The 25,832-nt window shown below is 72.1% G+C and carries 7 protein-coding genes and 1 pseudogene; 2 read left to right on the top strand and 6 right to left on the bottom strand.

Translation table 11 applies throughout. The features are described 5' to 3' along the window. Positions 1 to 3: 3 nt before the first annotated feature. The 6 genes from DEH69_RS15280 to DEH69_RS15255 form a co-directional block, all read right to left on the bottom strand. Entirely contained in the window at positions 4 to 9,453 is a 9,450-nt protein-coding gene (locus DEH69_RS15280; protein WP_113687522.1) for a non-ribosomal peptide synthetase, read from the bottom strand. Positions 9,454 to 9,461: 8 nt separating this feature from the next. Beyond that, positions 9,462 to 17,255: a non-ribosomal peptide synthetase gene (locus DEH69_RS15275; protein WP_113687521.1), complete on the bottom strand. Its 7,794-nt coding sequence runs from the start codon at positions 17,253 to 17,255 to the stop codon at positions 9,462 to 9,464. A gap of 247 nt (positions 17,256 to 17,502) precedes the next feature. Beyond that, on the bottom strand, positions 17,503 to 17,841 hold the full coding sequence (locus DEH69_RS15270; RefSeq protein ID WP_113687520.1) for an antibiotic biosynthesis monooxygenase: 339 nt from the start codon (positions 17,839 to 17,841) through the stop codon (positions 17,503 to 17,505). Then, a complete protein-coding gene (locus DEH69_RS15265) occupies positions 17,832 to 19,208 on the bottom strand; it encodes an NAD(P)/FAD-dependent oxidoreductase (protein ID WP_113687519.1) in 1,377 nt (458 codons plus the stop codon). Before DEH69_RS15265 ends, DEH69_RS15270 begins: the two co-directional genes overlap by 10 nt. A 66-nt stretch (positions 19,209 to 19,274) precedes the next feature. Then, the gene (locus tag DEH69_RS15260) at positions 19,275 to 20,309 is read right to left on the bottom strand and encodes an isocitrate/isopropylmalate dehydrogenase family protein (RefSeq protein ID WP_113687518.1); all 1,035 of its coding nucleotides are present in this window, start codon (positions 20,307 to 20,309) and stop codon (positions 19,275 to 19,277) included. 7 nt (positions 20,310 to 20,316) lie between these two features. After that, the gene (locus tag DEH69_RS15255; RefSeq protein ID WP_181727443.1) at positions 20,317 to 21,063 is read right to left on the bottom strand and encodes a thioesterase II family protein; all 747 of its coding nucleotides are present in this window, start codon (positions 21,061 to 21,063) and stop codon (positions 20,317 to 20,319) included. Positions 21,064 to 21,427: 364 nt separating this feature from the next. Between DEH69_RS15255 and DEH69_RS15250 the strand changes: the two genes are divergently transcribed. After that, positions 21,428 to 23,014 (top strand): (2,3-dihydroxybenzoyl)adenylate synthase, encoded by a 1,587-nt coding sequence (locus tag DEH69_RS15250; protein WP_113687516.1) that lies wholly within the window; start codon positions 21,428 to 21,430, stop codon positions 23,012 to 23,014. 1,469 nt (positions 23,015 to 24,483) lie between these two features. Next, positions 24,484 to 25,733, top strand: a pseudogene (gene istA / locus DEH69_RS15240) (IS21 family transposase). The last annotated feature ends 99 nt before the right edge of the window (positions 25,734 to 25,832 follow it).

Raw genomic sequence — 25,832 nt, 5'->3', positions numbered from 1 at the left:
GTTTCAGCTCGTACGGGTTCGAACAGGGTCACTGCTGTCCGCTCTCAACTGCGCTGCCCGCAGAATCCGGTTGATGGTGCGGCTGATCTCAGCCGCGTTCCGCGGCCAGTACATCTCGTTGTGAGCGCAGGCGATGTCGACGCGCTGCACACGTCCGTCGACGTGTTCCTGCCAGAGCACGTCCAGGTCCTCGTCCAGTTGCCGCTTGTCGTGGGTCTCCGGGTCGAGGAGTGCGTTGAAGAAGACGACGTCACCCCGGTACCGCGGTGAGGTGAACCGCCGCATCTGCTCCATCTGTCCGATGAAGATCGAGGAGGCGGTGGTGACGAGCGAGGGGTACTCCTCCATCCCTGCCAGGTGTCCCATGTAGTTGGCGAGGTAGCGGCGGACCATGGACTCGTCCAGCGCCTCCAGGTCGGCGAAGTGGCTGGAGGGCGCGGCGTCCAGCAGCGCCAGGAGGGCCACCTCGTGTCCGCGACGCTGGAGTTCGGCCGCCATGGCGTGCGCGAGGGTGCCGCCGAAGGACCAGCCCAGCAGGTGGTAGGGGCCGCTCGGCTGGACCTGGAGCACCTGCCCGAGGTAGTCCTCGACCATCTCCTCGACGGAACCGGCCGGCTCGGTGGTCCCGTCGAAGCCGCGTGCCTGGATGCCGTACAGCGGCCAGGCCGGGTCGAGGTGGCGGGCGAAGCCGAGGTAGGGCCAGCTCAGCCCGCCGCCCGGGTGCAGCCACCACAGCGGCGGCTTCGGCCCCTCTGTGCGGATCGGCAGCAGGACGGCGAACGGGTCCTCGAAGTCGGCGTCGGCGTCGGCGGTCAGCTGTGCCGCCAGTTCGGCGACGGTCGGATACTGGAACACCGTGCGGATCGGGACCTCCACGCCCAGCTTCTCGTGGATCCGCCACACCAGGCGCGTCAGCCGCAGGGAGTGGCCGCCGCAGGCGAAGAAGTCGTCGTCGATGCCGATCCGGTCCAGGCCCAGCACCTCGGCGAAGAGCGCGGCGAGCTCCTCCTCGCGCGGGGTGCGCGGGGCCCGGTGCTCCCCGCCGACCGGGTCCGGCTCGGGGAGCGCGGCCCGGTCCACCTTGCCGTTCTCGGTGAGCGGCAGCCGGTCGAGGACGATGATCTCGGCGGGCATCATGAACTCCGGCAGCCGGCCGGAGAGCCGCTCGCGCAGCAGGGAGGGCAGCCGGGAGGCGCGGCGGGAGACCGCGGGGACGTTCGCCAGCCGGGCCGAGGGGGCGCCAGCGGGCCGGTACAGGCCGTCGCAGCAGACCGCGTCCACGTCGGGCACGACGGCCGCCTCGAAGCGGTCACCCGCCTGCGCCGACCACGTGCAGTACACCGCGAGCCCGCGCCGGGCGCCCCAGACCTCCAGTTCGGCCGGGTCGAGGGTGCCGCCCAGTTCGGCGGGAGCACCCCATTCGGCGGCCTCGCCCGCCAGGCGGGCGTTGGGAACGCCGGTGAGACGGAGCCAGCCGCCGTGCCGGGCCAGCGCGGTCTCCAGGTCGGCCAGTTCGCGCACCTCCGCCCCCCAGGCAGCCTCGGGCAGGTCGCCGAGGTTCAGTGGCTTCGCCGGTGCCTTGTGCAGCACGACCTCGTAGCGGTGGCGGGTCAGCTCGTTGTGGTGGGTGCCCTGCTTGAGGCGGATGTCGGCCGCGACGGCGTCCGGGCGGGCCTCGGCCCAGCGGGTGAAGAAGCCGGGGTCGACGACGAGTTCCTTCTCGGCGAGCACCGCGCGTTCGACGGCGGCCTGCACGGCGGCCGGGCCGTCCGCGGGCTGTCGGCAGCGGTGCACCGCCGCGGCGAACGTGCGCAGGGTGCGGTGGTTGCGGACGTCGCCGAGCACGACGCGTCCGCCGGGTGCGAGCCGGTCCATCGCGAGATCGAGCACCCGGGTGAGGTAGCCGGCGTCCGGGAAGTACTGCACGACCGAGTTGAGGATCACCGTGTCGAAGTACCCGGCGGGCAGGCCGTCGGCGTCGTCGGCGGGCTGGCAGCGCAGGGTCACCTTGCCCGACAGCCGCCGGTCGGCGCCGGTCTGGGCGCGCAGCCGCTCGATGACGGGCGCCGAGAAGTCGGTGCCCCAGTACTCCTCGGCCTCCGGTGCGAGCGGGCCGAGCAGCAGACCGGAGCCGACACCGATCTCCAGCACCCGGCGCGGGCGCAGGGACCGCACCCGCCGCAACACCGCCTCGCGCCAGGACCGCATCTCCGCCAGCGGGACGGGGCGGCCGGTGTAGGAGCTGTTCCAGCCGGTGAAGTCCTCGCCGACCGTGTCGGTGGCGACCTCGGTCCCGCCATACATGGTGTCGTAGATCTCGCGCCACTCGCTGACCTGTTCGGCGGCGTCTCGGCCGGTGGAAGCGGTGCTGTCGGGTACCACGTAGGCGACCATGCGGCGTTCGCCGAGCCGGTCCCGGCGCACGGCGACCACCGCGTTCGCCACGCCGTCCTGCTCGCGCAGCACCGCCTCCAGCTCGCCCGGCTCGACGCGGAAGCCGCGCAGCTTGAGCTGGTCGTCGCTGCGGCTGACGTAGTGAAGGCGGCCGTCGGCGTCCCAGCGCACCAGGTCGCCCGTGCGGTACACACGCGCTCCGGGCTGCGCGGACGGGTCGGGCACGAACCGGGCGGCGGTCAGGCCCGGGCGGCCCGCGTAACCGCGCGCCACGCCGTCACCGCCGATGTACAGCTCACCCACCACGCCGGGTGGCACCGGCCCCAGCCGGTCGTCCAGGACGAGGAGCCGGCTGCCGTCCATCGGGGCGCCGATGGGCAGCGGGTCGGTGCACTGCGCCGCCGAGGCCATCCGGTGCCGGGAGGCGAACGTGGTGGTCTCGGTCGGGCCGTAACCGTTGACCACGGTGACACCGGGGCAGGCGTCGAGGACCGTGCGGACGGCGGTCGGCGACAGGACGTCCCCGCCGGCCCACACCTCCTGGACGGCGCCGAAGCACTCGACGTGCTGTTCGGCCATCACGGCGAACAGTCCGGCGGTCAGCCAGAGCGCCGTCACCTCCCGCTCGGTGATCACCCGGGCGAGTTCCGCGGTGTCCGGCCGGCCGGCGCGGGCCACCACGGTCGTGCCGCCGCCGAGCAGCGGCACCCACATCTCGTACGTCGACGCGTCGAAGGTGTGCGGCGAGTGGAAGAGGACGCGGCGATGGGCGCCGGTGCGGAAGCAGCTGTCGAGCGCGAGGTCGACGACGTTGCGGTGGGTCACCTCCACGCCCTTGGGGCGGCCGGTGGAACCCGAGGTGTACATCACGTAGGCGACGGCGTGCTCGCCGACGCCTTCCACCTCGGGCGGCGAGTCGGGCAACCCGTCGAGGTCCGCCTCGGCGAGTCCCCCGTCCACGGTGACCGCCGCGTCGAGGTCCGCGAGCAGGAAATCGATGCGCTCGGGCGGGTGGGTCGGGTCGACGGGCGCGTAGACGGCACCGGCCTTGAGGACACCGAGGATGGCGGCGACCAGCAGCGGCGAGCGTTCCATCACGAGGGCGACGCGGTCGCCCGGGCGGGCGCCGCGGGCCACGAAGTGGTGCGCGAGGCGGTTGGCCCAGCGGTCCAGTTCGGCGTAGGTCCAGGTGCGCGAGGAGTCGGCGGAGACCAGCGCGGTCGCGTCCGGGGTCGCGGCGACGGCGGCGGCGAACCGCTCGGGAAGGGTGCCGGCCTCGAGCCCGGCGCCCCGGGCCGGACCGGACCAGGCGCTCACCGCCGCGCGCTCGTGCTCGGTCAGGACACCGACGGATCCGATGGGTGTGTCGGGCGCCGCGACCACCTGGCGCAGGAAGTGCAGCCACCGGTCGAGGAGCGTCCTGGCCGTCTCCACCTCGAAGAGGTCGGTGGCGTACTCCGCGAAGCCCTCGATGCGGGCCGGCGCGTCTTCCTCGTCCCGTTCGGTGACGCTGATGAACAGGTCGAAGCGCGCGGTGCCCAGGGAGAGCGGCTCCTCGGTCACGGTGAGGCCGGACAGGTGGAACTCCGGCCGCGTGTTGTTCTGCAGGGCCAGGCACACCTGGAAGAGCGGGTGGTGGGCGGGCGAGCGGACCGGGTTGAGCACCTCGACCAGGTGCTCGAATGGGATGTCCTGGTGGTCGTAGGCGGCGAGGCTGCTCTCGCGGACCCGGTCGACGAGCTCGGCGAAGGAGGGGGCGCCGGAGGTGTCCGCGCGCAGCACCCACGTGTTGACGAAGAAGCCGACCAGCCGGTTGAGCGCCTCGTCGGTGCGTCCGGCGATGGGCGAGCCGATCGGCACGTCCGTGCCCGCGCCGAGCCTGGTGAGCAGCGCGGCCAGGGCCGCCTGGAGCACCATCGACACCGTGGCGCCGCGCTCCCGGGCCATCCGGCGCACAGCGTCGGTCAGCTGGGGGTCGAGTGCGAGCGGCACCAGATCGCCGGCGTACGACGCGACGGCGGGCCGGGGCCGGTCGGTGGGGGGCGTGACGGTCTCGGGCAGGCCAGCCAGCTGGGTCGTCCAGTAATCCAGCTGCCGCCGGTAGAGGCTGCCCGGATTCTCGCTGTCGCCCAGCAGTTCCCGCTGCCAGAGGGTGTAGTCGGCGTACTGCACGGCAAGCGGTTCCCACTGCGGCGCCCGGCCCGCGCTGCGGGCCTCGTAGGCGGTGGCGAGGTCCTCGGCGAGCGGGAGGGCGGACCAGCCGTCGGCGACGATGTGGTGTGCGCCGATAAGGAACACCGCCTCGCGTTCGCCCGTCCGCAGCAGCCAGGAGCGGAAGGGGATCTCGGCCGCCAGGTCGAACGGACGGCGCGCCGCCTCGCGCAGGACGCCGGGCAGCTCGGCCTCGGTGATCTCGTGCTCCTCCCAGGGGACCTCGACCGCGGTCGGCGGCAGGATCCGCTGGTACGGCTGCCCGTCCGCCTCGCCGAAGACGGTGCGCAGGGATTCGTGCCGCTCGACGACGTCGTGCACGGCGCGGCGCAGGGCGGCCGCGTCGAGCGCGCCGCGCATCCGCAGGGCCAGCGCGACGTTGTAGGTCGCCGAGGGCCCCTCGAAGCGGTGGATGAACCACAGCCGCTGCTGGGCGTAGGACAGGGGCAGCCGCTCGGGCCGCGCCTGGGGTCGCAGCGGCGCGCGGAGGTGGTTCAGGGTGGTCAGGTGGGCCGCGAGTTCGACGACGGTGGGCGACTGGAAGACGGCCCGGATGGGGATCTCCACACCGTGCTCGGCCCGGATGCGGCTGACCAGCCGGGTGGCCAGGAGCGAGTGGCCGCCGATGGAGAAGAAGTTGTCGTCCACGCCGACCCGGTCGAGACCGAGGACCGCGGCGAACAGCGCGCACAGCGACTCCTCCTCCGGTGTGGCGGGGGCCCGGCCGCCACCGGCCGTGTAGTCGGGCGTGGGCAGAGCCCGCCGGTCGGGCTTGCCGTTGTCGGTCAGCGGCACGGCGGCGATGGGCACGATGGCGGCCGGGATCATGTACTCGGGCAGAGTCTCCCGCAGATACCCGCGCAGGGCGGGCAGCAGTGCCCTAACGGCGGCGGCGGCCGCGGGGTCGTTCGCCGGGGTGCGTCCGTCGGTGGCCGGCAGGTATGTGCCGGTGAGGAGGGTGCCGGCCGCCGGGCTCTCGCGCAGCACGACGACGTCGAGCAGGTCGACGGCTTCGGCCGACCAGGTCGGCACCGCGTCCCAGCCGTGCCGGGCGGCCCAGGCACGGATCTCGGCGGGGTCGAGCGGCGGCAGCTCGGGCGCGGCGGAGCCGTCGAGGGCGAGGGCGCGGGCCGCTGCGGCCTCATCGGTGAGGCGGGCGTTCGGGATTCCGGTGATCCGCACCGCCGGCTCCGGCCGGTCGCCTATGCGGTCGGCGAGCCGGCCCAGGTCGCCTTCCCAGGCCAGGGTGGGGACGTCGTCGAGCCGTCGCGGGGCGTCCGCCGGTTCCGTGCCCGGCTTGTGCAGCACGACCTCGTAGCGGTGCCGGGTCAGCTCGTTGTGGTGGACGCCGTCCTTGGTGCGGATGTCGGCTCCGGCCCCCCCGGCCCGGTGGGCCCAGCTCAGGAACCACTCGGGGTCGACCACCAGCTCATTCTCCAGCAGGACGGCCTGTTCGACCGTGGTGCGCAGGACGGCCGGTGCCGCATCAGGGTGCTTCGCCCGCTGGACGCCCGTCTGGAGCGTGGGCAGGGAGGCGGCCCGCCGGACGTCGCCGAGGACGATCCGGCCGCCGGGCGCGAGCAGTTCCCAGGCGCCGTCCAGGACCCGGGCGAGGTAGCGGTCGTCAGGGAAGTACTGCACGACCGAGTTGAGCAGCACGGTGTCGAATGCGCCACGGGGCAGTCCGGTGAGATCGTCGGCGGCCTGGTGGCGCAACCGGACCCGGTCGGCCAGGCCGGCCCGGGTCACCTGCTCGCCGAGCCGGTCGATCACGGCCCGGGAGAGGTCGGTGGCCCAGTACTCCTCCACCCGGCTGGCGAGGTGCGCGAGCAGGAGCCCGGTGCCGACGCCCAGTTCGAGGACGCGCTCGGGCGACCATCGCAGGACGCCTTCCACGGCGGCGTCGCGCCAGGCCCGCATCTCGTCGAGCGGGATCGGCTCACCGGTGGAGGAGTCGTTCCAGCCCGTGAAGTCCTCACCGAATCCGTGTCCGCCGTCGTCGGAGTAGGTCTGGTCGTAGACCTCCTGCCATTCCTCCACCTGGTCGTCGGTGCCGCCGGCGGGCGGGAGGGCTCCGGTGTCGGGGACGACATAGGCGACCAGGCGCAGATCGCCGGGCTGGTCCTCGCGGGCGGTGACGATGGCCTGGCGGACGGCCGGGTGCCGGACCAGGGCGTGCTCGATCTCGCCGGGCTCGACGCGGAACCCGCGCAGCTTGACCTGGTTGTCGGCGCGGCCGAGGAAGCAGATGTTGCCGTCCGGGAAGAAGCTGGCGCGGTCGCCGGTGCGGTACAGCCTGTCGCCCTCACGTGCGCTGAACGGGTCACGGACGAATCGTTCCGCGGTCAGTTCCGGCCGGTTGACATAGCCGACGCAGAGACAGTCCCCGCCGATGTACAGGTCGCCCTCGACGCCGACGGGGCACGGCTCCATGTTCTCGTCGAGCACGTAGTAGCGGGCGTTGTCGATGGGACGGCCGTAGGGGATGCTGCGCCAGGACGGGTCGATCTCCCGGACCCGGAAGTAGTTGGACCACACCGTCGCCTCGGTGGCGCCGCCGAGGCTGACGATCTCCGCGCCGGTGAACACCCGGCGGACCTCGTCGGGCAGCGACAGCGGGGTGTAGTCACCGGAGAGGAACACCAGGCGCAGGTCGCCGGTGCCCTCGTACCCGCCGTCCTCCGTGAGCAGGGATGCGACCTGGTTGAGGGTGGTGGGCACCGAGTCCCAGAAGGTGATCGGCTCCGTGAGCAGGACTTCCAGGAGCAGCTGCGGATCGCGCTGCTGGACAGCGTCCGCGAGGTAGACGCCGCCGCCGCAGCCGAGCAGGCCGAAGATGTCGAAGACGGAGAGGTCGAAGCCCAGCGAGGTGACACACAGGACGACGTCGTCGGGGCCGAACGCGAACGTGCGGTAACACCAGTCGATCAGGTTGTGCACCGGGCGGTGGGTGACAGCGACGCCCTTCGGCTTCCCGGTGCTGCCGGACGTGAAGATGATGTACGCCGTGTTGTCCGGTCCCGCAGCCGGTTCCGGATCGTGGTCGGCGCCGGGCGACCGGGCGTCGGCGAGTTCGGCGAGCCGGACGCCGTCCGGCAGGGACCAGCGTTCGGTGTCCGACGTGGACAGCACGAGGGAGCACCCGGCATCAGCGAGCATGCCGGCCACGCGGTCGGCGGGCAGCGCCGGCTCCAGCGGCAGATAGGCACCGCCCGCCTTGAGCACGCCGAGGACGGCGGCGATCATGGCCGGCCCACGGGGAACTCCGACGCCGACGACGGTCTCCGGGCCGACGCCGCGTTCCTTGAGGTCCCAGGCGACGCGGTTCGCCCACCGGTTCAGCTCGCCGTAGGTCATGGTGCCGTCGGCCCAGCGCAGGGCGGTGGCGTCCGAGCGCCGTGCGGCCTGCTCCTCGAAGAGCAGATGGACCGGTCCCGGGCAGTGGACGGGGTGGGCGGTGTCGTTCCACTCGACGAGGATCCTGTGGCGCTCGGCGGCGTCGAGGAAGTCGCCGGGCCAGCCGGCCCCGGCCTCGGCCGCTGCGCCGACGGTGGTCCTCGGGTCGGCCACCGCCTCTTCGACGACGGCCACGAACCGTGCCGCGATGTCCTCCACGGTGGAGCGGTCGAAGAGGTCGGTGGCGTACTCGATCTCACCGACGACGGAGCCGGTGGAGTCGTCCGGCGCCAGGTTGAAGAACAGGTCGAACTTGGCGCTGCCGGTGGGCAGCGGTTCCATCGTCACGGTGAGACCCGGCAGGTCCAGGTGCGGTGGGATGTTGTTCTGCCACGCCAGCACCACCTGGAACAGGGGGTGATGCGCGGTCGACCGCTCCGGCCGCAACAGCTCCACGAGCCGCTCGAACGGCACATCCTGGTGGTCGTAGGCGGCAAGCGCCTTCTTCCGTACCTGTTCAAGCACCCACTCGAAAGTCCGGTCCGCGGTCACCTGCACGCGCAGCGTCCAGGTATTGACGAAGAAACCCACCAGTTCACTCAGCGCCTCCTCCGTGCGGCCCGCGATCGGCGAGCCGACGGTCACATCCTTGCCTCCTCCCAGCCGATGCAGCAATACCACCAAGGCGGCCTGGAGCACTATCGCCGTCGTGACACCATTGGTTTGCGCCATTTTCTCTGCGGCGGCGCGCAGCTCGGCGGACAACCCGACCGGGACCGATCCGCCGCGAAAACTCGCCACCTCGGGACGAGGCCGGTCCAGGGGCAAGGGAAGGGGCTTGGACACACCGGCCAGTTCCTCGCGCCAATAGGCACTCTGCGTCGAGACGACGCTGTCCGGATCCTTTTCGTCACCCAGCATTTCCTGCTGCCACAGCGCGTAGTCCGAATACTGCACAGGCAGTTCGGGCCAGTCCGGTGCCGTGCCGGTCACCCGGGCCCGGTAGGCCGCCGACACGTCACGTGCCAGCGGGGCCAGCGAGCCGCCGTCGCCCGCGATGTGGTGGATCACCAGGACAACCAGGAACTCCTCGTCGCCACTCTGGAGGACGCAGCCGCGCAGCGGTACGTCCGTCGACAAGTCGAACCAGCTGCCGCTCACCGACGCCACCACGCCGGACACCCGCTCGGGGGCCACCCGGCCCCAGTCCTGCCAGGGCAGGTTGATCTCGGCAGGGTCGAGAACACGCTGGTACGGCTGGCCGTCGGTCTCCGCGAAGACCGTGCGCAGGACTTCGTGGCGCACCATCACGTCGCGAAACGCCGCCCGCAGCGCGACGGCGTCGAGCGGGCCGTGGCAGCGCAGGAGCAGCGGGATGTTGTAGGTGGAGGAAGAGCCTTCGAAGCGGTTGATGAACCACATTCGCCGCTGCGCGTACGACAGGGGGGTCATGGTTTCTCCTACCTTTCGGTCATTCTCCGCAGCGGCTTTCGAGTGGAGGCCGACATCTCGTTCCAGCGGGTGGTCAGTTCGGCCACGGTCGGGGCGGTGAAGAGGATGCGCATCGGGATTTCCACGCCCATTTCCGCGCGTACCCGGGCCACCAGCCGGGTGGCCATCAGTGAATGGCCGCCCAGGAGGAAGAAATCGTCGTCGAGACCGATCCGCTCGGCGCCCAGAACCTCGGCGAACAGCACGCACAGCGTCTCTTCCCGGGGTGTACGGGGAGCCCGGTACTCGTCCCCGGCGATCTCCGGGCGGGGCAGGGCGGAACGGTCGAGCTTGCCGTTGGGCGTCAGTGGCAGTTCCGTGAGTGTCACGAACGCGGCCGGGATCATATAGGCTGGCAGCCGCTCTCCGACCGCCTCCCGCAGGAGCTCCGTGGTGGGCGGGTCGGCACCGGTCTCCGGGACCACGTACGCCACCAGCTGGCGGTCCCCCGGCCGGTCCTCGCGGGCGGTGACGACAGCCCGGCGGACCGCGGGGTGGCGGGTCAGGATGTGCTCGATCTCGGCGGGCTCGATCCGGTAGCCGCGCAGTTTGATCTGGTGGTCGGACCGGCCGAGGTACTCCACCTCACCCGTGTCCGTCCAACGGGCGAGATCCCCGCTGCGGTACATACGGGCGCCCGGTGGCCCGAACGGGCAGGCCACGAACCGCTCCGCGGTCATGCCCGGCCTGTCGTGGTAGCCGCGGGCCAGGCTCTCGCCGGCGATCCAGAGGTCACCGGCAGCGCCGGGCGGTACCGGGCGCAGCGCCTGGTCCAGCACGAGGATCCGGGTGCCGGCGACCGGGCTGCCGACGGAGGGAGGCATGCCGGAGCGGCCGGGGAGCAGACGGGCGGCGGTGGCGTAGACGGTGGTCTCGGTCGGACCGTAGAGGTTGGTGACCTCGGCGGCGTGCCGGCACAGGGTTTCGGCAAGCGCCAGGGGCAGTGCCTCGCCGGTGGAGATCACCCGCAGCCCGGTCAGACAGCCCGGCGCGTGGGTGACCAGGCTCTGCCAGAGCGCGGGGGTGGCCTGCATGACGGTGACGCCGGACCGTTCGACCAGGTCCAGCAGTGCCGACGGCTGGGTGATGTCGTCCTTGCCGGCCAGTACCACCCGGCCGCCGGCGAGCAGGGGCAGGAAGAGTTCCAGCGCGGCGATGTCGAACGCGACGGTGGCGCAGGCCAGCAACCGGTCGTCCGGCGTCAGGGTGAAGCGATTCTGCATGCCGGTCAGCAGGATCGCCAGCGCACCGTGCCGGACCACCACGCCCTTGGGCGTCCCCGTGGAGCCGGAGGTGTAGATGACGTAGGCGGCGTGGTCCGCGCCGACCGGAACGCGCGGGCCGTGGGCAGGGTGAGGGGACCGGTCGGACAGGTCCACCCCGGCCAGCCGCTTCTCATCGAGGACCAGCACTGGTGCGCTGTCCTCGACCACGGCCCGCACCCGGGCGGCCGGATACTCCGGGTCCACCGGCACATACGTGCCGCCGGCCTTCCACACGGCCAGCAGGGCCACCACCAGGTCGGCCGAGCGAGGCAGCAGCACCACGACCCGGGACTCCGGGCCCACGCCCTGCCCGGCCAGCCAGTGCGCCAGCCGGCCGACCCGCTCGTCCAGTTCCCGGTAGGTCAGCCGGTGCCCGCGGAACTCGACGCAGACCGTGTCCGGCGTCCGGGCCGCCCGCGCCGCGAGCAGGTCGGGGATGGTCCGCTCGGGGGGCGGGACCGCGGTGCCGTTCCAGCCGTGCAGCACCTGTTCGCGCTCGGCGTCGGACAGCACGTCGAGCGCGCCGACGGTGGCCCGCGAACCGGCGGCGAACTGCAGCACCCGCACCAGCCGGTCGGCGAGCGCCTCCACGGCGGTCCGCTCGAAGACGTTGCGGCGGTACTGGAAGGAGATCCGCAACAGCGGGTCGGCTGCCGCAATCACGGTCAGCGGGTAGTGCGGCGGGGCGTACGGGCGGATACCGGTCACCACCGGTTGCGCCGACGCGCCTGCCGCCGCGTGTCCGGACCGGTCGACGGGGAACGACTCGAACACCACAAGCGTGTCGAACAGCTCGTTCAGCCCGGTCGCCCGCTGGATGTCGGCGAGCCCCACATGGTGATGGTCCAGCAGTCTCGCTTGGGCGTCCTGGAGCCGGCCGAGCACCTCCGGGACCGCGTCGGCCGGCGTGCATCGCACCCGCACCGGCACCGTGTTGATGAACAGGCCGATCGTGGTGTCCGCGCCCGGCAGCCCGGAGGGCCGGCCCGCGACCGTGGCGCCGAACAGCACCTCCTGGCCGCCGGTGTGCTGCGCCAGCACCATGGCCCACGCGCCCTGCACCAGGGTGTTGGCGGTGACGCCCCACTCCGCGGCGCGGCGTGCCAACCTGGTGGTGTCCTCGCCGGTGAGCGGCACGTCGATCTGCCCGCTGCCGCTGCCGGTCGGCCGGGCCCCTGGCGTCGTGGGCGCCAGCAGGGTCGGCTCCGCCACACCGGCGAGTTCCTCAGCCCACGCGCGGGCGGAGCGCGCCGTGTTCTGCCGTGACAGCCAGCTCAGGAAGTCCCGGTAGCCGTGCGGGCGCGCCGGTGCGGTGCCGACGCCGTCGGCGATGTACAGGTCCATGAGCTCGTGCTCGATGAGCGGCACCGACCAGCCGTCGAACAGCACGTGGTGGGCGGTGAGGGCCAGTTCGGCGTACCGGGGGCCGATCGTGACAAGGGTCAGGCGCAGCAGCGGTGGGCTGTCCGGGCGGAAGCGGGCGTCCCGCTCCTCGGCGAGAATCTCCTCCAGCCGCGTGGCGGCGTCCGCCTCGCCGGTGAGGTCGAGGTGCCGCCAGGGCAGCGGGACGTCGTCCACGACGACCTGCACGGGCTCACCGGTGGCGCTCGGCTGGAACGCGACCCGGAGGTTCGGGTGCCGGTCGAGCAGGGCCTGGCCCGCCGCCCGCAGGCGCGCCGGGTTCACCGGGCCTTCGAGCCGGAACACGAACTGCGTCTGGTATGCCTCGGACGCGCTCTGCGCGAGCATCGTGTGGTACAGCAGCCCGCCCTGCAACGGCGTGAGCGGCCATACGTCGCTCACGCGTCCGAAGCGCTGTTGCCATTCGTCCAGTTCTTCCTGGCGGACGTCGACCAGCGGGACGTCGGACGGGGTCAGTCCCCGCCCGCCTGACTCGACCAGGTTCCGCAGGCCGCGCAGGGCGGCGCACCAGGTGCGGGACAGAGCGCGGACCTCGTCCGCGGTCAGAACTCCGGTGGCGAAGGTGAACAGGGCCGTGAGGCGCGCGTCGTCGCCCACGCCGGTCACTAGGGCGTTCAGTTCCAGCGCGCTGGGCGTCGGCATGTCCGCAGCCGGCGCGGCGACCAACTCGGCGCATTCGGGCGCGGAGGTCCATTCGGAGCCACGGGTGAGGTCCTGGCCGGGCGCCTGCTCCGGGCGGTCGAAGGAGAAACGGCCCAGGAAGTTGAATCCGATGTCGTCCGCCGGGTACCGGCGGAGCAGCGCCGCGGTGTCGTCGTTGACGTGGCGCAGGAGGGTGTAGCCGATCCCCTGGTCGGGCAGGGCCCGCCGCTGCTCCTTCACCAGCTTCAGGGCGTCACCGGCGGCAGCTTCTCCGGTGATCGCGGCGTCTACGTCGATCTCCGAGACGTCGAGGCGTACGGGGGTGACCGTGGTGAACCAGCCGACCGTGCGGGACAGGTCCGCACCGGGCACCAGCTCCTCCTGTCGGCCGTGCCCTTCCATCCGTACGACGGCCGTGCCGCCGGTGAGACCTTCCCGTTCCCGGACCAGTGCGAGGACGAGGGCGGTGAGCAGGACGTCGTCCGCGCCGCTGCGGTAGGCCGCGGGGACGGAGGTCAGGATCGCGTTCGTGAGGTCGGCCGGGAGCTCCACCCGGACGGTGTCGGTGGTGGAGGTGAGGTCCCGGCCCGGGTCGAGCGGCCGGGAGCCCACGGGGGCGACGGGGGCCGCGAGCAGATCGCGCCACAACGCCACCTCCGCCACCCGTTCAGGACGGGCCGCCTCGTCGGCCAGGGCGTGCAGCCATCGGCGCAGGGAGGTGCCCACCCGCGGCAGGGCGGGGATCCGGCCTTCCTGGACCTGGCGCCAAGCCGCGGCCAGGTCGGGCAGCAGCACCCGCCAGGACATGCCGTCGACGACCAGGTGGTGGGCCGCGACCAGTAGCCGCCCGGGCCCGCCTGCGGCCCCCCGGAACAGGACCAGCCGGAGCATCCGCCCAGCCCGGGCGTCGATGTGCCGCACGGCCTCGGCGGCCTCGGCGCGCAGCAGGGTCTGCCACGCCTCGCCGTCCCAGTCCCCCGGGCAGGCGACCCGGCCGACGAGCGCGCCGGCGTCCACCGTGCCGGGCGGCTGCACGAGCAGGCCGTCGTCCGTCAGCCGTGAGCGCAGGACGTCGTGCCGGTCCAGGACGCAGCGCAGGGCCGCGGTGAGGCCGGGGAGGTCGACGGCTGCGGGCAGCTCCAGCACCAGCCACTGGGCGAGGCGGTCCAGGCCGGGACCCCGCTCGGCGTACAGCCGGGCCATGGGGGGCAGCGGCAGCAGGCCGACGCCCCCGCCCTCGAGTTCGGCGAGGGTGGCCGGGGCGGTGTCGCAGGTCGCGGCCTGTGCGAGCGCGGCGACGGTGCGGCACTCGAACACGGTGCGCGGGCTGAACGCGAGACCGCCGGCGCGGGCGCGGGCCACCACCTGGATCGCCCGGATGCTGTCGCCGCCCAGAGCGAAGAAGTCGTCGTCCACCCCGATGTCGCTCAGGCCGAGCACCTCGGCGAACGCCGCGGCCAGAAGGCTCTCCTCACCGGTCCGGGGCGGCCGGTGGGCACGGCCGGTGATCTCCGGCTCGGGCAGCGCGGCCCGGTCCAGCTTGCCGTTCGCGGTCACCGGCATGCGGTCCAGCGCGACGAACACGGCGGGCACCAGGTGGGCGGGCAGCCGGGCCGCGACGAAGCCTCGCAACTCGGTGAGGTCCAGACCGGCGTGCAGATCCCAGTCGGTGCCGGTCGGGCCGCTGCCACCGGAGGTGGCCGGGACGACGTACGCGACGAGCTGGGCGGCTCCATCCGCGCCTCGGCCGGGCCGGGCGACCACGGCCGCCCTGAGCACTCCGGGGTGGTCGGTCAGCGTGTCCTCGATCTCCTGGGGCTCGACCCGGAAGCCGCGGATCTTCACTTGGTGGTCGGCGCGGCCGGCGAACTCCAGCTCACCGTCGGCGTTCCAGCGCGCGAGGTCGCCGGTCCGGTACATGCGCCGCCCCGGTTCCCCGAAGGGACAGGCCACGAAGCGCTCCGCGGTCAGGCCCCGGCGGTCGTGGTAGCCCCGGGCGAGTCCGGCGCCCGCGATGTAGAGGTCGCCGAAGACACCGGGCGGCAGCGGTCGCAGCCAGCTGTCGAGAACGTAGAGCGCAGTGTTCCAGATCGGGGTGCCGATCGGTATCGTGCGCGCCCCGGGCCGGTACTGCCACGCGGTGACGTCCACGGCCGCCTCGGTCGGCCCGTACAGGTTGTGCAGCGGCGCGCCGAAGGTCCGGTGGAACCGCGCGGCCAGCTCGGCCGGCAAGGCCTCTCCGCTGCACACGACGCGGCGGAGACCGGTGCACGCGGCAGCCGTCTCCTCTGTGACGAACTCGGCCAGCATCGACGGGACGAAGTGCGCCGTCGTGACGCCGGCCCGCCGGATCACCTCGGCGAGGTAGTCCGGGTCGCGGTGCCCGTCCGGCCGGGCGACCACCAGGGTGGCGCCGGTGATCAGCGGCCAGAAGAACTCCCAGACGGACACGTCGAACGAGGCGGACGTCTTCTGCAGGACCCGGTCCGTGCCATCGAGCCGGAAACGATCCTGCATCCAGAGCAGCCGGTTGACGATCGCGGCGTGCGTGACGACGACGCCCTTGGGCCGTCCGGTCGATCCCGACGTGTAGATCATGTACGCGGGGTGGTCGACACCGTGCGGGGCAGAGGTGACGGGCCCTTCGGTGAGCGGGGCGTCGTCGACCATGACCACGGGGACGTCCGTGCGGGGCAGCCGGTCCGCGGTGTCCTTGACCGTGAGCAGCAGCGCAGGCCCGGCGTCGGCGAGCATGAACTCCACCCGTGCGGCCGGGTAGTCCGGATCGACGGGGATGTAGGCGGCGCCCGCCCTGAGGACCGCGACCAGCGCGACGACCAGTTCCGGGGAACGGGGCACCGCGACCGCGACGAACCGCTCGGGCCCGGCGCCGCGCTCGGTCAGCAGGCGGGCGAGCCGACCGGACCTCTCGGCCAGTTCCCGGTAGGTCATCCGGGAATCCTCGAAGGTCAGCGCGATGGCGTCCGGGGTGGCGCGGGCCTGCCGGTCCAGCAGTTCGGTCAGGGTCGCCGGCGGCGGGGTCACCGTGGGTCCGGCGTACTCGGTGAGCAGCGCGCGGCGTTCGGAGGGGTACAGCGCGGTGACGGTCCCGACCGGGGCGTGCGGGTCGGCCAGGGCCATCCGCAGAAACGTCACGAACCGCTCGGCCAGCCCGGCGATGTCCTGGTCGTCGTACTCGGCCCGCGGCGCGTCGAACCGGACGTACAGGTCGCTTTCGGCCGTTCCGTCGGTGTAGACGCAGACCATCACCTCGTCGATCACGCCGAAGGTGCCACCCGCGAAGCGGGCCGAGGCTCCCGCCAGGTCGAGCGCCTCGACGGAGGGGAGCACGTTGACGACGGCGCCGAACGGACTGCGTGCCTCTCCGGCGTGGCCGGTGGCCCGTTTGATCAGAGATATGTCGTGCCGTGCGTGCCGCAGGACACGGCGCCGCTCCCGGCCAAGGGCCTCGGCCAGTTCCACGAAGTCGGCAGCCGGGTCCACCCGCGAGCGCAGCGGCACCCGGTTGGAGAGCAGACCGAGTGAGCGGTGCAGTGCGCCGACGCGGTGATTGACGGTGATGGTCAGCAGCGGCTCGGACAGACCGCACATGTGCCCCAGAAAGGCGGTGGCGGCCGAGGCGATCAGGTCGAGCACCGAGGTCCCGGCCGCAATGGAGGCGTGTTCCCATGCGGCGAGTTCGGCGACCGGGACCGTCGCGGTGCGGGTGGACATCCCCTGCGGGGCGGTGAGGCCGTCCCAGTACCCGGGCTCACCGACGGGGGCGCCAGCGCCGGGCCGGACACCGACGGGCAGACGGGCGGCGGGCAGGTCACCGGCGAGGTAGTCGGGCCAGAACCGCTCGGCGTCGGCGAACCGCTTCGACGCCCGGTAGGCGGCGTCCTTCGCCGCCGCGTCCTCCGGCGGGTTGGGGGCGCCCTCCGGCAACGCGGAGCCGGCGCGCAGCGCGCGGTAGATCTCGGCGATCCGCCGGGACAGCAGGGTGAGAACGCCGAACGCGTCGGTGAGGATGTGGTGGAAGACGAGCACGAGCAGGTGACGGCCGGGGCCCAGCCGGATGGAGCCGATCCGCAGCAGCGCGTCCTCGGTCAGGTCGAAGGGCCGGCGCACGAGATCGGCGACGACGGCGCGGGCCGCGTCGGCGGGGTCTGAGGTGTCTCCGACATCGAGGCGGAACGGCTCCCACGCCCCGAGGTCCCGGGCGACCGGCCTCAGTCCGTCGTCGTCGCGGCGGAAGTTCACCCTCAGCGCGTCGGCCTCCGCCACCGCCGCCCGCAGGGCCTCGGCGAGCAGGGCAGTGTCCAGGTCACTGTCGATGTCCCAGAGAGTCGCCACGTTGTTCGGTACGTCAGGGGTGAACTCCTGCGCAAGCCACATGGCTTCCTGCGCGGATGTGACGCCGTTGCAACCCATCCAAATGCCCCCAGCAAAGTGGTGTCCCGGTCAACGGCCCCTCGCCGTGCCGATGCTTGTCGTGGCCCATGTGGTGGAACAACCGAGATGAAAGATGTTGGCCAGAGACCGAAAAGGAATTGGCCATCACCCGAAACAACTCCGCCACACAGCGCGGGCCAGCGTCCGTCCGGAGCTCGCCGCAACTGCCCTGGAAGGCCGTCCTTCGCTCCCGGACCCGATCGTTCCCACGGCCGTCCTCCGCCTGCTAGCGCGGCTCTTCGGCCGTTGCGTCCGGGCTCCGGTTGTCGTGTGCGCTGGTCCGGACCACCTGGGCGACGGTCAGCTCGTAGGCGGAGTACCAGTGCTTCCTGCCCATGTGCTGCGCCACCTGGTGCTCGGGGTCGTGACGCCACTTGTCCAACGTCTCCTCGTCGCGCCACGTCATGACGGCGAGACGTTCACCGTCCTCCCCGGTGTAGTGCTTGACCTCCACCGGGTCGGACCCGGCGATGGCGCGGACCCGCTCCTGCATCCGCTCCTCGGTGGCGTAGTACTCCTCGCCGGCCTGCTCGGACAGGTGCGACTTGAACAGGATCACGAACATCCGGAGTCCTCCAGGGTGGCTGTGGTCGGGGTGGGGGGAGGGGTGCAGGCGCGCAGCCGGTCGTCCGGAGCCGAGACCAGTCCGGTGCCGTACCGGGCCAGCAGATCCGCCACGAGCCGGTCCAGACGCCGATCGTCGCGCAGTACGGAGGCGTAGCTCTCCTCGCTGAAGGCGCACCGGTCGTACAGCGGCACGAACCGGTCGGGGAAGAGGGCCGTCAGCCGCCCGCGCAGCACGTCCGCCGAGGTCTCCTCGCGAGGTGGGTTGGCCATGGTGAAGTAGTGCCGGTAAGAGAGCCGGGAGATCGCGTCGGCGTCCTCGGTCCGCGACTTCTCGTAGGCGGCCAGGCCCGCCGCCCAGTCGGCGGAGGCGTCGAGGCAGGCGACAAGGACCCGGGCGTCCTCGAAGCCGCAGTTCATGCCCTGCCCCATGAAGGGCGCCATCGCGTGACAGGAGTCACCGAGCAGCGCGAAGGTGTCTCGCCAGACCCATCGGTCGCAGCGGACGGTCGTGAGGGTCGAGACGGCCTTGGCGGCCAGCTGTTCCGCGATGTCGGGGATGATCGCGGTCGGCTCGGGAAAGTGAGCGGCGAACATCTCGGACAGGTCCTGGCAGCCGCGGGCCGCCGCGTAGGACGGGGCGGGGCCGTCGAGACGCATGAACAAGGAGCCGGAGAGCTTCCCCGACGGCAGGGGGTGCGCGGCGAACATCGCCTTCCCGGCGGGCCAGAAGTGCGTGACGCCCGGGTCCAGCCGCCCGGCCGGCACGTCGATCTCCTGGTACGCCAGGTCCAGTTTGCGCACCTCGACCCGTGCGCCGCGCGCCTCCAGGGCGGCCCGGACGGCGGAGTGCGCGCCGTCGCACCCGAAGACCCGGCGGCACGTCAGCCGGCGCGAGCCGTGCCGGTCCTCCACCAGCACCGCGGGTTCGTCCAGATCCACCGAGCGCACCCGCTGCCCGAAGCGGATGCGCACACCGGGGGTCGCCTCGGCGGCGTCCAGCAGGATCTGGTGCAGCCGCCGGCGCTCCACCGCCCAGATGGGCTGTCCGTCCCGGCTGTAGGGAGTCAACCACGTCCGGCCGTCGGACAGGTGTCCGCGGCGTCCGTGCAGGGGGACGCAGATGCGGCGCACGGCGTCCGCGACGCCGAGGTCCGACAGGGCGCGCCAGCCGCGCGCCGACAGCATCACGACGAGTGACCGGCGTTCCGGAGGGGGCTCCAGTCTGGGGTCCGCCCGTTTCTCCAGCAGGGTGACCGTTCCGAAGCGGGGGGCGAGGTAGCAGGCCGTGACCGCGCCCACCAGACCGGCCCCCACGATGACGGTCTCCGGGTTCCCGTCCGTGTGGTTCGTGCCGTTGCCGTTCATGCTGTCCCCGCCCCTCGTCCGTCGTTCCGCCCGCGGTTCCGCGGTCGTGTCCGCGTCCGCACCTGGCTACGGCCGCCGCAGTTTCGCCAGGACCGCGGTGCCCACCTCCTTCGTGCCGAGGGATCCGCCGAGGTCGGGGGTGACACAGCCGGTCGCCACGGCCGCGGCGACCGCCCGGCGCACCGCGTCCGCCTCCTCGGTCCGGCCCAGGTGCTCGACGAGCAGGGCCACGGAGAGGATCGCGCCGAACGGGTTGGCGGTGCCGGTGCCCGCGATGTCCGGGGCGCTGCCGTGCACGGGCTCGAAGAGCGCCCGTCCGGTCGCGGGGTTGAGATTGGCCGACGCCGCGACGCCCAGGCCGCCGGCGAGCGCGGCCGTGAGGTCGCTCAGGATGTCGCCGTAGGAGTTGTTGGTGACGATGACGTCGAAGGCGGTCGGATCGGTGGCCAGCCGCAGGGCGGCGGTGTCCACGTAGAGGTGGGACGCCTCGACGTGCGGGTGCCTTGCCACCGCCTCGCTCCAGCAGCGCTGCCACAGCTGCCCGCCGTTGCGGACGGCGTTGGCCTTGTCGACGAGGCACACCGACCTGCGCGCCACGGAGAAGGCGAAGTCCAGTACGCGCGACACGCCGTGACGGGTGCTGAGGTCCACGTCGATGGCGACCTCCTGGGGGCTCCCGGTGCGGGTGACGCCTCCGATGCCGCTGTAGAGCCCCTCGGTGTTCTCCCTGACGATCACGCAGTCGATCGCCCGGCGGGATGGGTCGCGCAGCGGACTGAGCCTGTCGTGCCAGAGCCTGGCGGGGCGGTAGTTGACGTAGAGGTCGAGTTCGAGGCGCAGGGTGGTGAGGACCTCGCGCACGTACGGGGTGTCACCGAGCCGGGGATCGCCGACGGCGCCGAGGAGCGCCGCCTCGCCGGACCTGATCCGGTCGAGGTCGGCTCCGGTCAGGGCTGTTCCGGTGCGCAGGTACGCCTCAGCGTTGACGTGGTCCAGGACGTCCGTGCGCACTCCGAGGCCGAGGGCGTCGAGGACGTCCAGCGCCGGCCCGATCACCTCGGGGCCGATGCCGTCACCGGGGATCACGGCGATGGTGGTCAACGCCGCCTCACTTCCGGCCCTGGCTCAGCACGTCCACGACGAGTTCCGCGACGTCGGCCGTCACATGGAAGTGCCCGCCCCGCCGCGCGGTTTCCGTGAAGCCGCCGGAGGTGATGCCCGCCCACCCCGCCAGCTGGGCCTGCTCCACCAACGGGTCGCCCTCGCCGTGATAGCAGCGCACGGGGCAGGACAGCGAACGGGCGCCCGGGCGGGGCCGATAGGTCGCGTGGGCCCGCAGGTCCGAGCGGATGACGGGCAGGAGGAGGTCGCGCAGCTCGGCGTTCTCGGCGATCGCGGGTTCGATGCCGCCCAGCGCGCACAGCGTCGTCCAGAACTCGTCGTCGGGTGCCAGGTGGATGCTTCTGTTGTTCATCCGTCCGGGCGGCAGAGCGGCGGACACGCAGAGCGCCAGGGGTTCCTCGCCGGCGTCCCGCAGCAGCAGGGCGGTCTCGTAGGCGACCAGCGCGCCCAGGCTGTGCCCGAACAGAATGTGGTCGCCCGGCGGCAACCGCAGCAGCTCCGCCGCCACGCAGCTGGCCATCGCGGCCACGTCGTCCACGGGCGGCTCGCCGAAGCGGTCGCCGCGGCCCGGGTACTGAACGGCCATCAGCGACACGCCGGGCGGCACCGCGGCGGACCACTCGCCGAAGGTGATCCCCGAGCCCCCCGAGTGCGGGAAGCACACCACGCGCACGCCGAGCGGGTCACCGGTGATCATCGACCGCACCCATCCGCGTTCCCGTATGCGGCTCATCCTCTTCGCCCTCCTGGCCGGCCGTCGTTCCGTCCGCACCATGTTTTCCATTCGCCGCGGATTCGCGCGGGCCCGCGACAGATGTCGGCAAGAGATCGGAGGGCGGCTGACCGGGGAGCCGACGATGCCAAGGAACAGGACGACAAGGACCGCAGGTACGCCGCCGCACGGGGCCGGGCTCACGTCGCGTGCGGACGTCGCGCACCACCGTACGGACACCGCCCGCCACCGAGTGGGGGCACCCGCCCTCCGGCCGCGTCCCCGCCGGACCGCGGCCAGGACGGACCGAGCGCACCCGCGGCGGCTCCCGGACGGCCGTGCCCCCGATCCACCCCACGACCGACCGCTGGAAGGGAACGCGATCATGCTTGACGGTTTTGTGCACTGGCCCGAAGAACTCGCGGCGGAGCTGCGCCGGACGGGGGTCTGGCGCGGCCGGCCGATCGGTGACTTGCTGCACGAGTCGTGCCGACGCAACGCCGAGCGGGTGGCCGTGGTGTGCGGCGAGCGCCGGATGACCTACGCGGAGCTGTCCCGGCGGGCGGACGGACTGGCGGGCGGCCTGATCCAGCTGGGCATCAAGCCCTTGGACCGGGTGGTGGTGCACCTCCCCAACGTCCCGGAGTTCGTCGTCCTGGTCTTCGCGCTGCTGCGGGCCGGTGCCGTCCCGGTGCTGGCGCTGCCCGGTCACCGCAGAACGGAGATCTCGCATCTGTGCGCCCACTCCGGCGCTGTCGCCTATGTGGTGAAGGACGAGTTCGGCGGGTTCGACTACCGCACGATCGCCCGGGAGATCCCGTCGGTCCCGCACGTGATCGTCAGCGGTGACGCCCAGGAGTTCACCCAGCTGGAGTCACTGGACTCCCGTGACGTCGCGCTGCCGCGGGTGGACGCGTCCGACCCCGCCCTGTTCCTGCTCTCCGGTGGCACCACCGGACTGCCGAAGCTGATCCCCCGCACCCACGACGACTACGAGTACGTCATGCGGGCCTGCGCGGAGGCGATGCAGGTGGGCGAGGAGGTGGTGTACCTGGCCGTCAACCCGGTCGCGCACCAGGCGGCCCTCGCCTGTCCGGGCGTGTTCGGCAGTCTCCTGCTGGGCGGGAAGGCGGTCCTCACGTCGAGCGTGCGGCCCGATGACGTCTTCTCACTGATCCGCCGCGAGGGGGTTACCGTGACCACTGTCGTGCCCTCGGTGCTGCGGCTGTGGGCCGATTCCGAACGGCCGCCCGGCGAACTGTCCCACCTGCTGATTCAGGTGGGCAGCGCGCCGCTCGACCCGGCCTTGGCGCGCCGTGCGGCCCAGGTGTTGGGCTGCCGGATCCAGCGGTGGTACGGCATCAGCGAAGGGCTGCTGACCCACACCCGGATCGACGACCCTGAGGAGGTGGCCGTCAACACGGACGGCCGCCCGATGTCACCGGGTGACGAGGTCCGGATCGTCGACGAGTCGGGGAACCCCGTGCCCGAGGGCGAGGCGGGCGAGATGCAGGTACGGGGGCCGTACACCATCCGCGGGTACTACCAGGCCCCCGAGGAGAACGCCCGCTCGTTCACGCCGGACGGCTTCTTCCGCACCGGTGACCTCGTGCGGCGCGACCCGGACGGCAATATCGTGATCGTCGGCAGGATCAAGGACGTCATCAACCGAGCCGGCGAGAAGGTCTCCGCGGAGGAGCTGGAGCGGCATCTGCGCACCCACCCCGCCGTGCAGGACGCGGCCGTGATCGGCGTGGCGGACAGCGTGCTCGGCGAACGGACCTACGCGTTCGTCGTCCTCGACGAGGCGGACGTCCGTCCGTCGGCCATGAAGGAGTTCCTCAGGGGCCGCGGCCTGGCCGCCTACAAGATCCCCGACCGACTGATACCGATGCCGCAGCTTCCGCGCACACCGATGGGCAAGGTCGACAAGAAGGCGCTGCGCGCGGGGATCGCCGCCTCGGAACGCTGACGATGCCCAAGCCGGGGGACGGATTCTGCGTCAGTTCCGCGCCCACCTCGGCCGGTTGGCCACCTCATCCGGCCGGGATCCCACCGGGCACCGGGACCTGCCCGACCCGGCCGTTGACCATGCCGCACACCGGCCCGTGACCGGCGGATGAGCAGCTCACTCGGCGCCGCCGGGCCACCTCCAAGTGCGGCAATTGACGCCTGCATCAAGAGGTGACCGGCGGCCCGGGCACGCACCGCTTCACCAGCCCTGACATACACAACCTGACGCTCCATCGAGGCGAGCGTCAGAACAGCCCGGCCCCCCGAAGGCCCGGGGCACCACCCGTCCGCTTCCCGTCACCGACCCAAACCGCAGGTCAGCCGACATCCGTCCGGCATGCGGCCTGCTCCACGGCGTGTGCCCATGGAAACATGTCAACGCTTCCCGCCCGGAACCTGGGAAATCAGAGATAGCAGGTCAAAGGCCCTTCTTGGCAGGCTCCAGAATGGCCACGCACTCCACGTGCGAGGTCATCGAAAAAGTGTCGGCCTGGACGGCTGTGCACGAAACAGCAGGTCATGCATCGATCTCATGGGTCGCTGGGCAGCGGTCGCGGTCCGACCCGGCGGGCCTGCCGCCCGCTCAGTCACCGCGCCGACAGTTGGCCCGCGGGTCCTTCGACTCCGGGACCGTGCCCGTAACGGGAGTCATCGACACAGCGGCGGTTGCGCTCCATCTGCGGGGCATCGCCTTACTGGCTCGGCGTGAGCAGCAGGGCCATACGGCTGCAGCCGCCTTCGTCGGCGATGTGGAGCATGCAGGTCACCCCGCCCCGGGACCGTTCGGACCCGTCGCCGGGGCGCTGGCGCCGGGGCCTCGTTCCTTCTTCGGACCTGTGGCCGGGCCTTGCGGAACCGGCCGCGTGCGGATGCGCCCGGCAGAACATCGAGTCGGCGCCGACCACCGACCAGACGATCCGCCCTCCAGGCCGGCGTTTGCCCGGACCGGCTGCGGGAGCCGAGCCGCTCCCAGGTGTCGTCCGCCGACCATGGCAGTGCCTGGCTAGCCGTCCGTCGCTTTCCCTCGCTCCCGCAGGACCTCCGGGGGCCAGAAGTCGTCGGTGCCTCTGAACCGCTTGAGGTTGGGCAGGAGCAGCAGGTCATCGAGGGAGCGGACGCCTGGAGCGGTGACCCGCGTATACGCCGTCCGTCACAGCCGTGGCGCTTGTGGCCGGCCTGTTCGAAGCCGGTGACGATGCCTGGAGCGCAAACCGCCGGGTAAAGCCGAAAGAGCATCCGTCAGCCGTGGGAGCGCTCTGGGACTTTTCTGGGACTTTCGGCTTCATCAACCGGCACGAGCGTGAAACAACTGAAAGGCAATTCTCCAAGGTCAGCTGTCGGCGTCGGCTGAAAAGTGGACCAGTAGCGACGCGTGAAAGTTGACCCCCTTCGAGGGGTCTGGCTCGTTGAGTCAGGCCGGGAGGAGTGGTGATCAGCGTGGAGGACTGGGCGGAGATCCGCTGGCTTCACCGGGCCGAGCAGATGCCGGTGCGGGCGATCGCGAGGAAGCTGGGGATCTCGAGGAACACCGTCCGCAGGGCAATCGCGGATGACGCGCCGCCGAAGTACCAGCGGGCGCCGAAAGGCTCGATTGTGGACGCGGTCGAGCCGCAGATCCGTGAACTGCTCGAGCAGTGGCCGGAGATGCCTGCGACGGTGATCGCCGAGCGGATCGGCTGGGACCGCGGTCTGACCGTGCTCAAGGACCGGGTCCGGGATCTGCGGCCAGCTTATCGGCCTGCGGATCCGGCTTCGCGGACGGTCTATGAGCCGGGGGAGATCGGCCAGTGCGACCTGTGGTTTCCACCCGCCGATGTCCCGCTCGGCTTCGGCCAGGTCGGGCGGCCGCCGGTGCTGGTCATGGTCGCGGGCTACTCGCGGTGGGTCACCGCCCGGATGCTGCCCTCCAGGTCAGCGGCCGACCTGATCGCGGGGCACTGGCGGCTGCTGACCGAGCTGGGTGCCGTCCCACGAGTGCTGGTCTGGGACAACGAGGGGGCCGTCGGCTCCTGGCGGTCCGGCGGTCCTCGGCTGACCGATGAATTCGCCGCGTTCGCCGGGCTGCTGGGCATCAAGTTGGTGCTCTGCAAGCCGAGGGATCCGGAGGCCAAGGGCCTGGTCGAGCGGGCCAACGGCTATCTGGAGACATCGTTCCTGCCCGGTCGGGTGTTCACCTCGCCGGCGGACTTCAACATCCAGCTCGCCGACTGGCTGACGAAGGCCAACCGGCGCATCCACCGAACCTTGCAGGCCCGTCCATCGGACCGGCTGGAAGCGGACCGCGCCCGCATGCTCACCCTGCCGCCGATCGCCCCGCCTGGCTGGTGGAGGCATCCCTGCGGCTGCCCAGGGACCACTACGTCCGCCTGGACACCTGCGACTACTCGGTCCACCCGCTTGCCATCGGCCGCCGCATCGAGGTCGCCGCCGACCTCGACCAGGTCCTGGTGACCTGCGGCAGCGTCGAGGTCGCCCGCCATGCCCGCAGCTGGGCCCGCCACCAGACCATCACCGACCCGGACCACGCTGCCGCTGCCGCGGCCGTCCGCAAGGCAGCCGCCGGCACGAAACCGGCGCCGGCGGAGGAGACGGAGGTCCAGGAGCGGTCGCTGGACACCTACGACCGGATCTTCGGCGTCATCGACGGCGGGCTGAGCACAGGTGAAGGAGCAGCGTAATGAGCACGAAGAACGGCGCGAACCAGACAGGGACCAGCCGCGATGTCGGCTCCGAACTGATCTACCTGACCAAGGCGTTGAAGGCCCCGGCCCTACGGG

Origin of the sequence: Streptomyces sp. PT12 (assembly GCF_003311645.1) — a bacterium.
Classification (GTDB): Bacteria; Actinomycetota; Actinomycetes; order Streptomycetales; family Streptomycetaceae; genus Streptomyces.
Note: the sequence above shows the minus strand (reverse complement) of the source record. Positions and strands in the feature narration are given on the sequence as shown.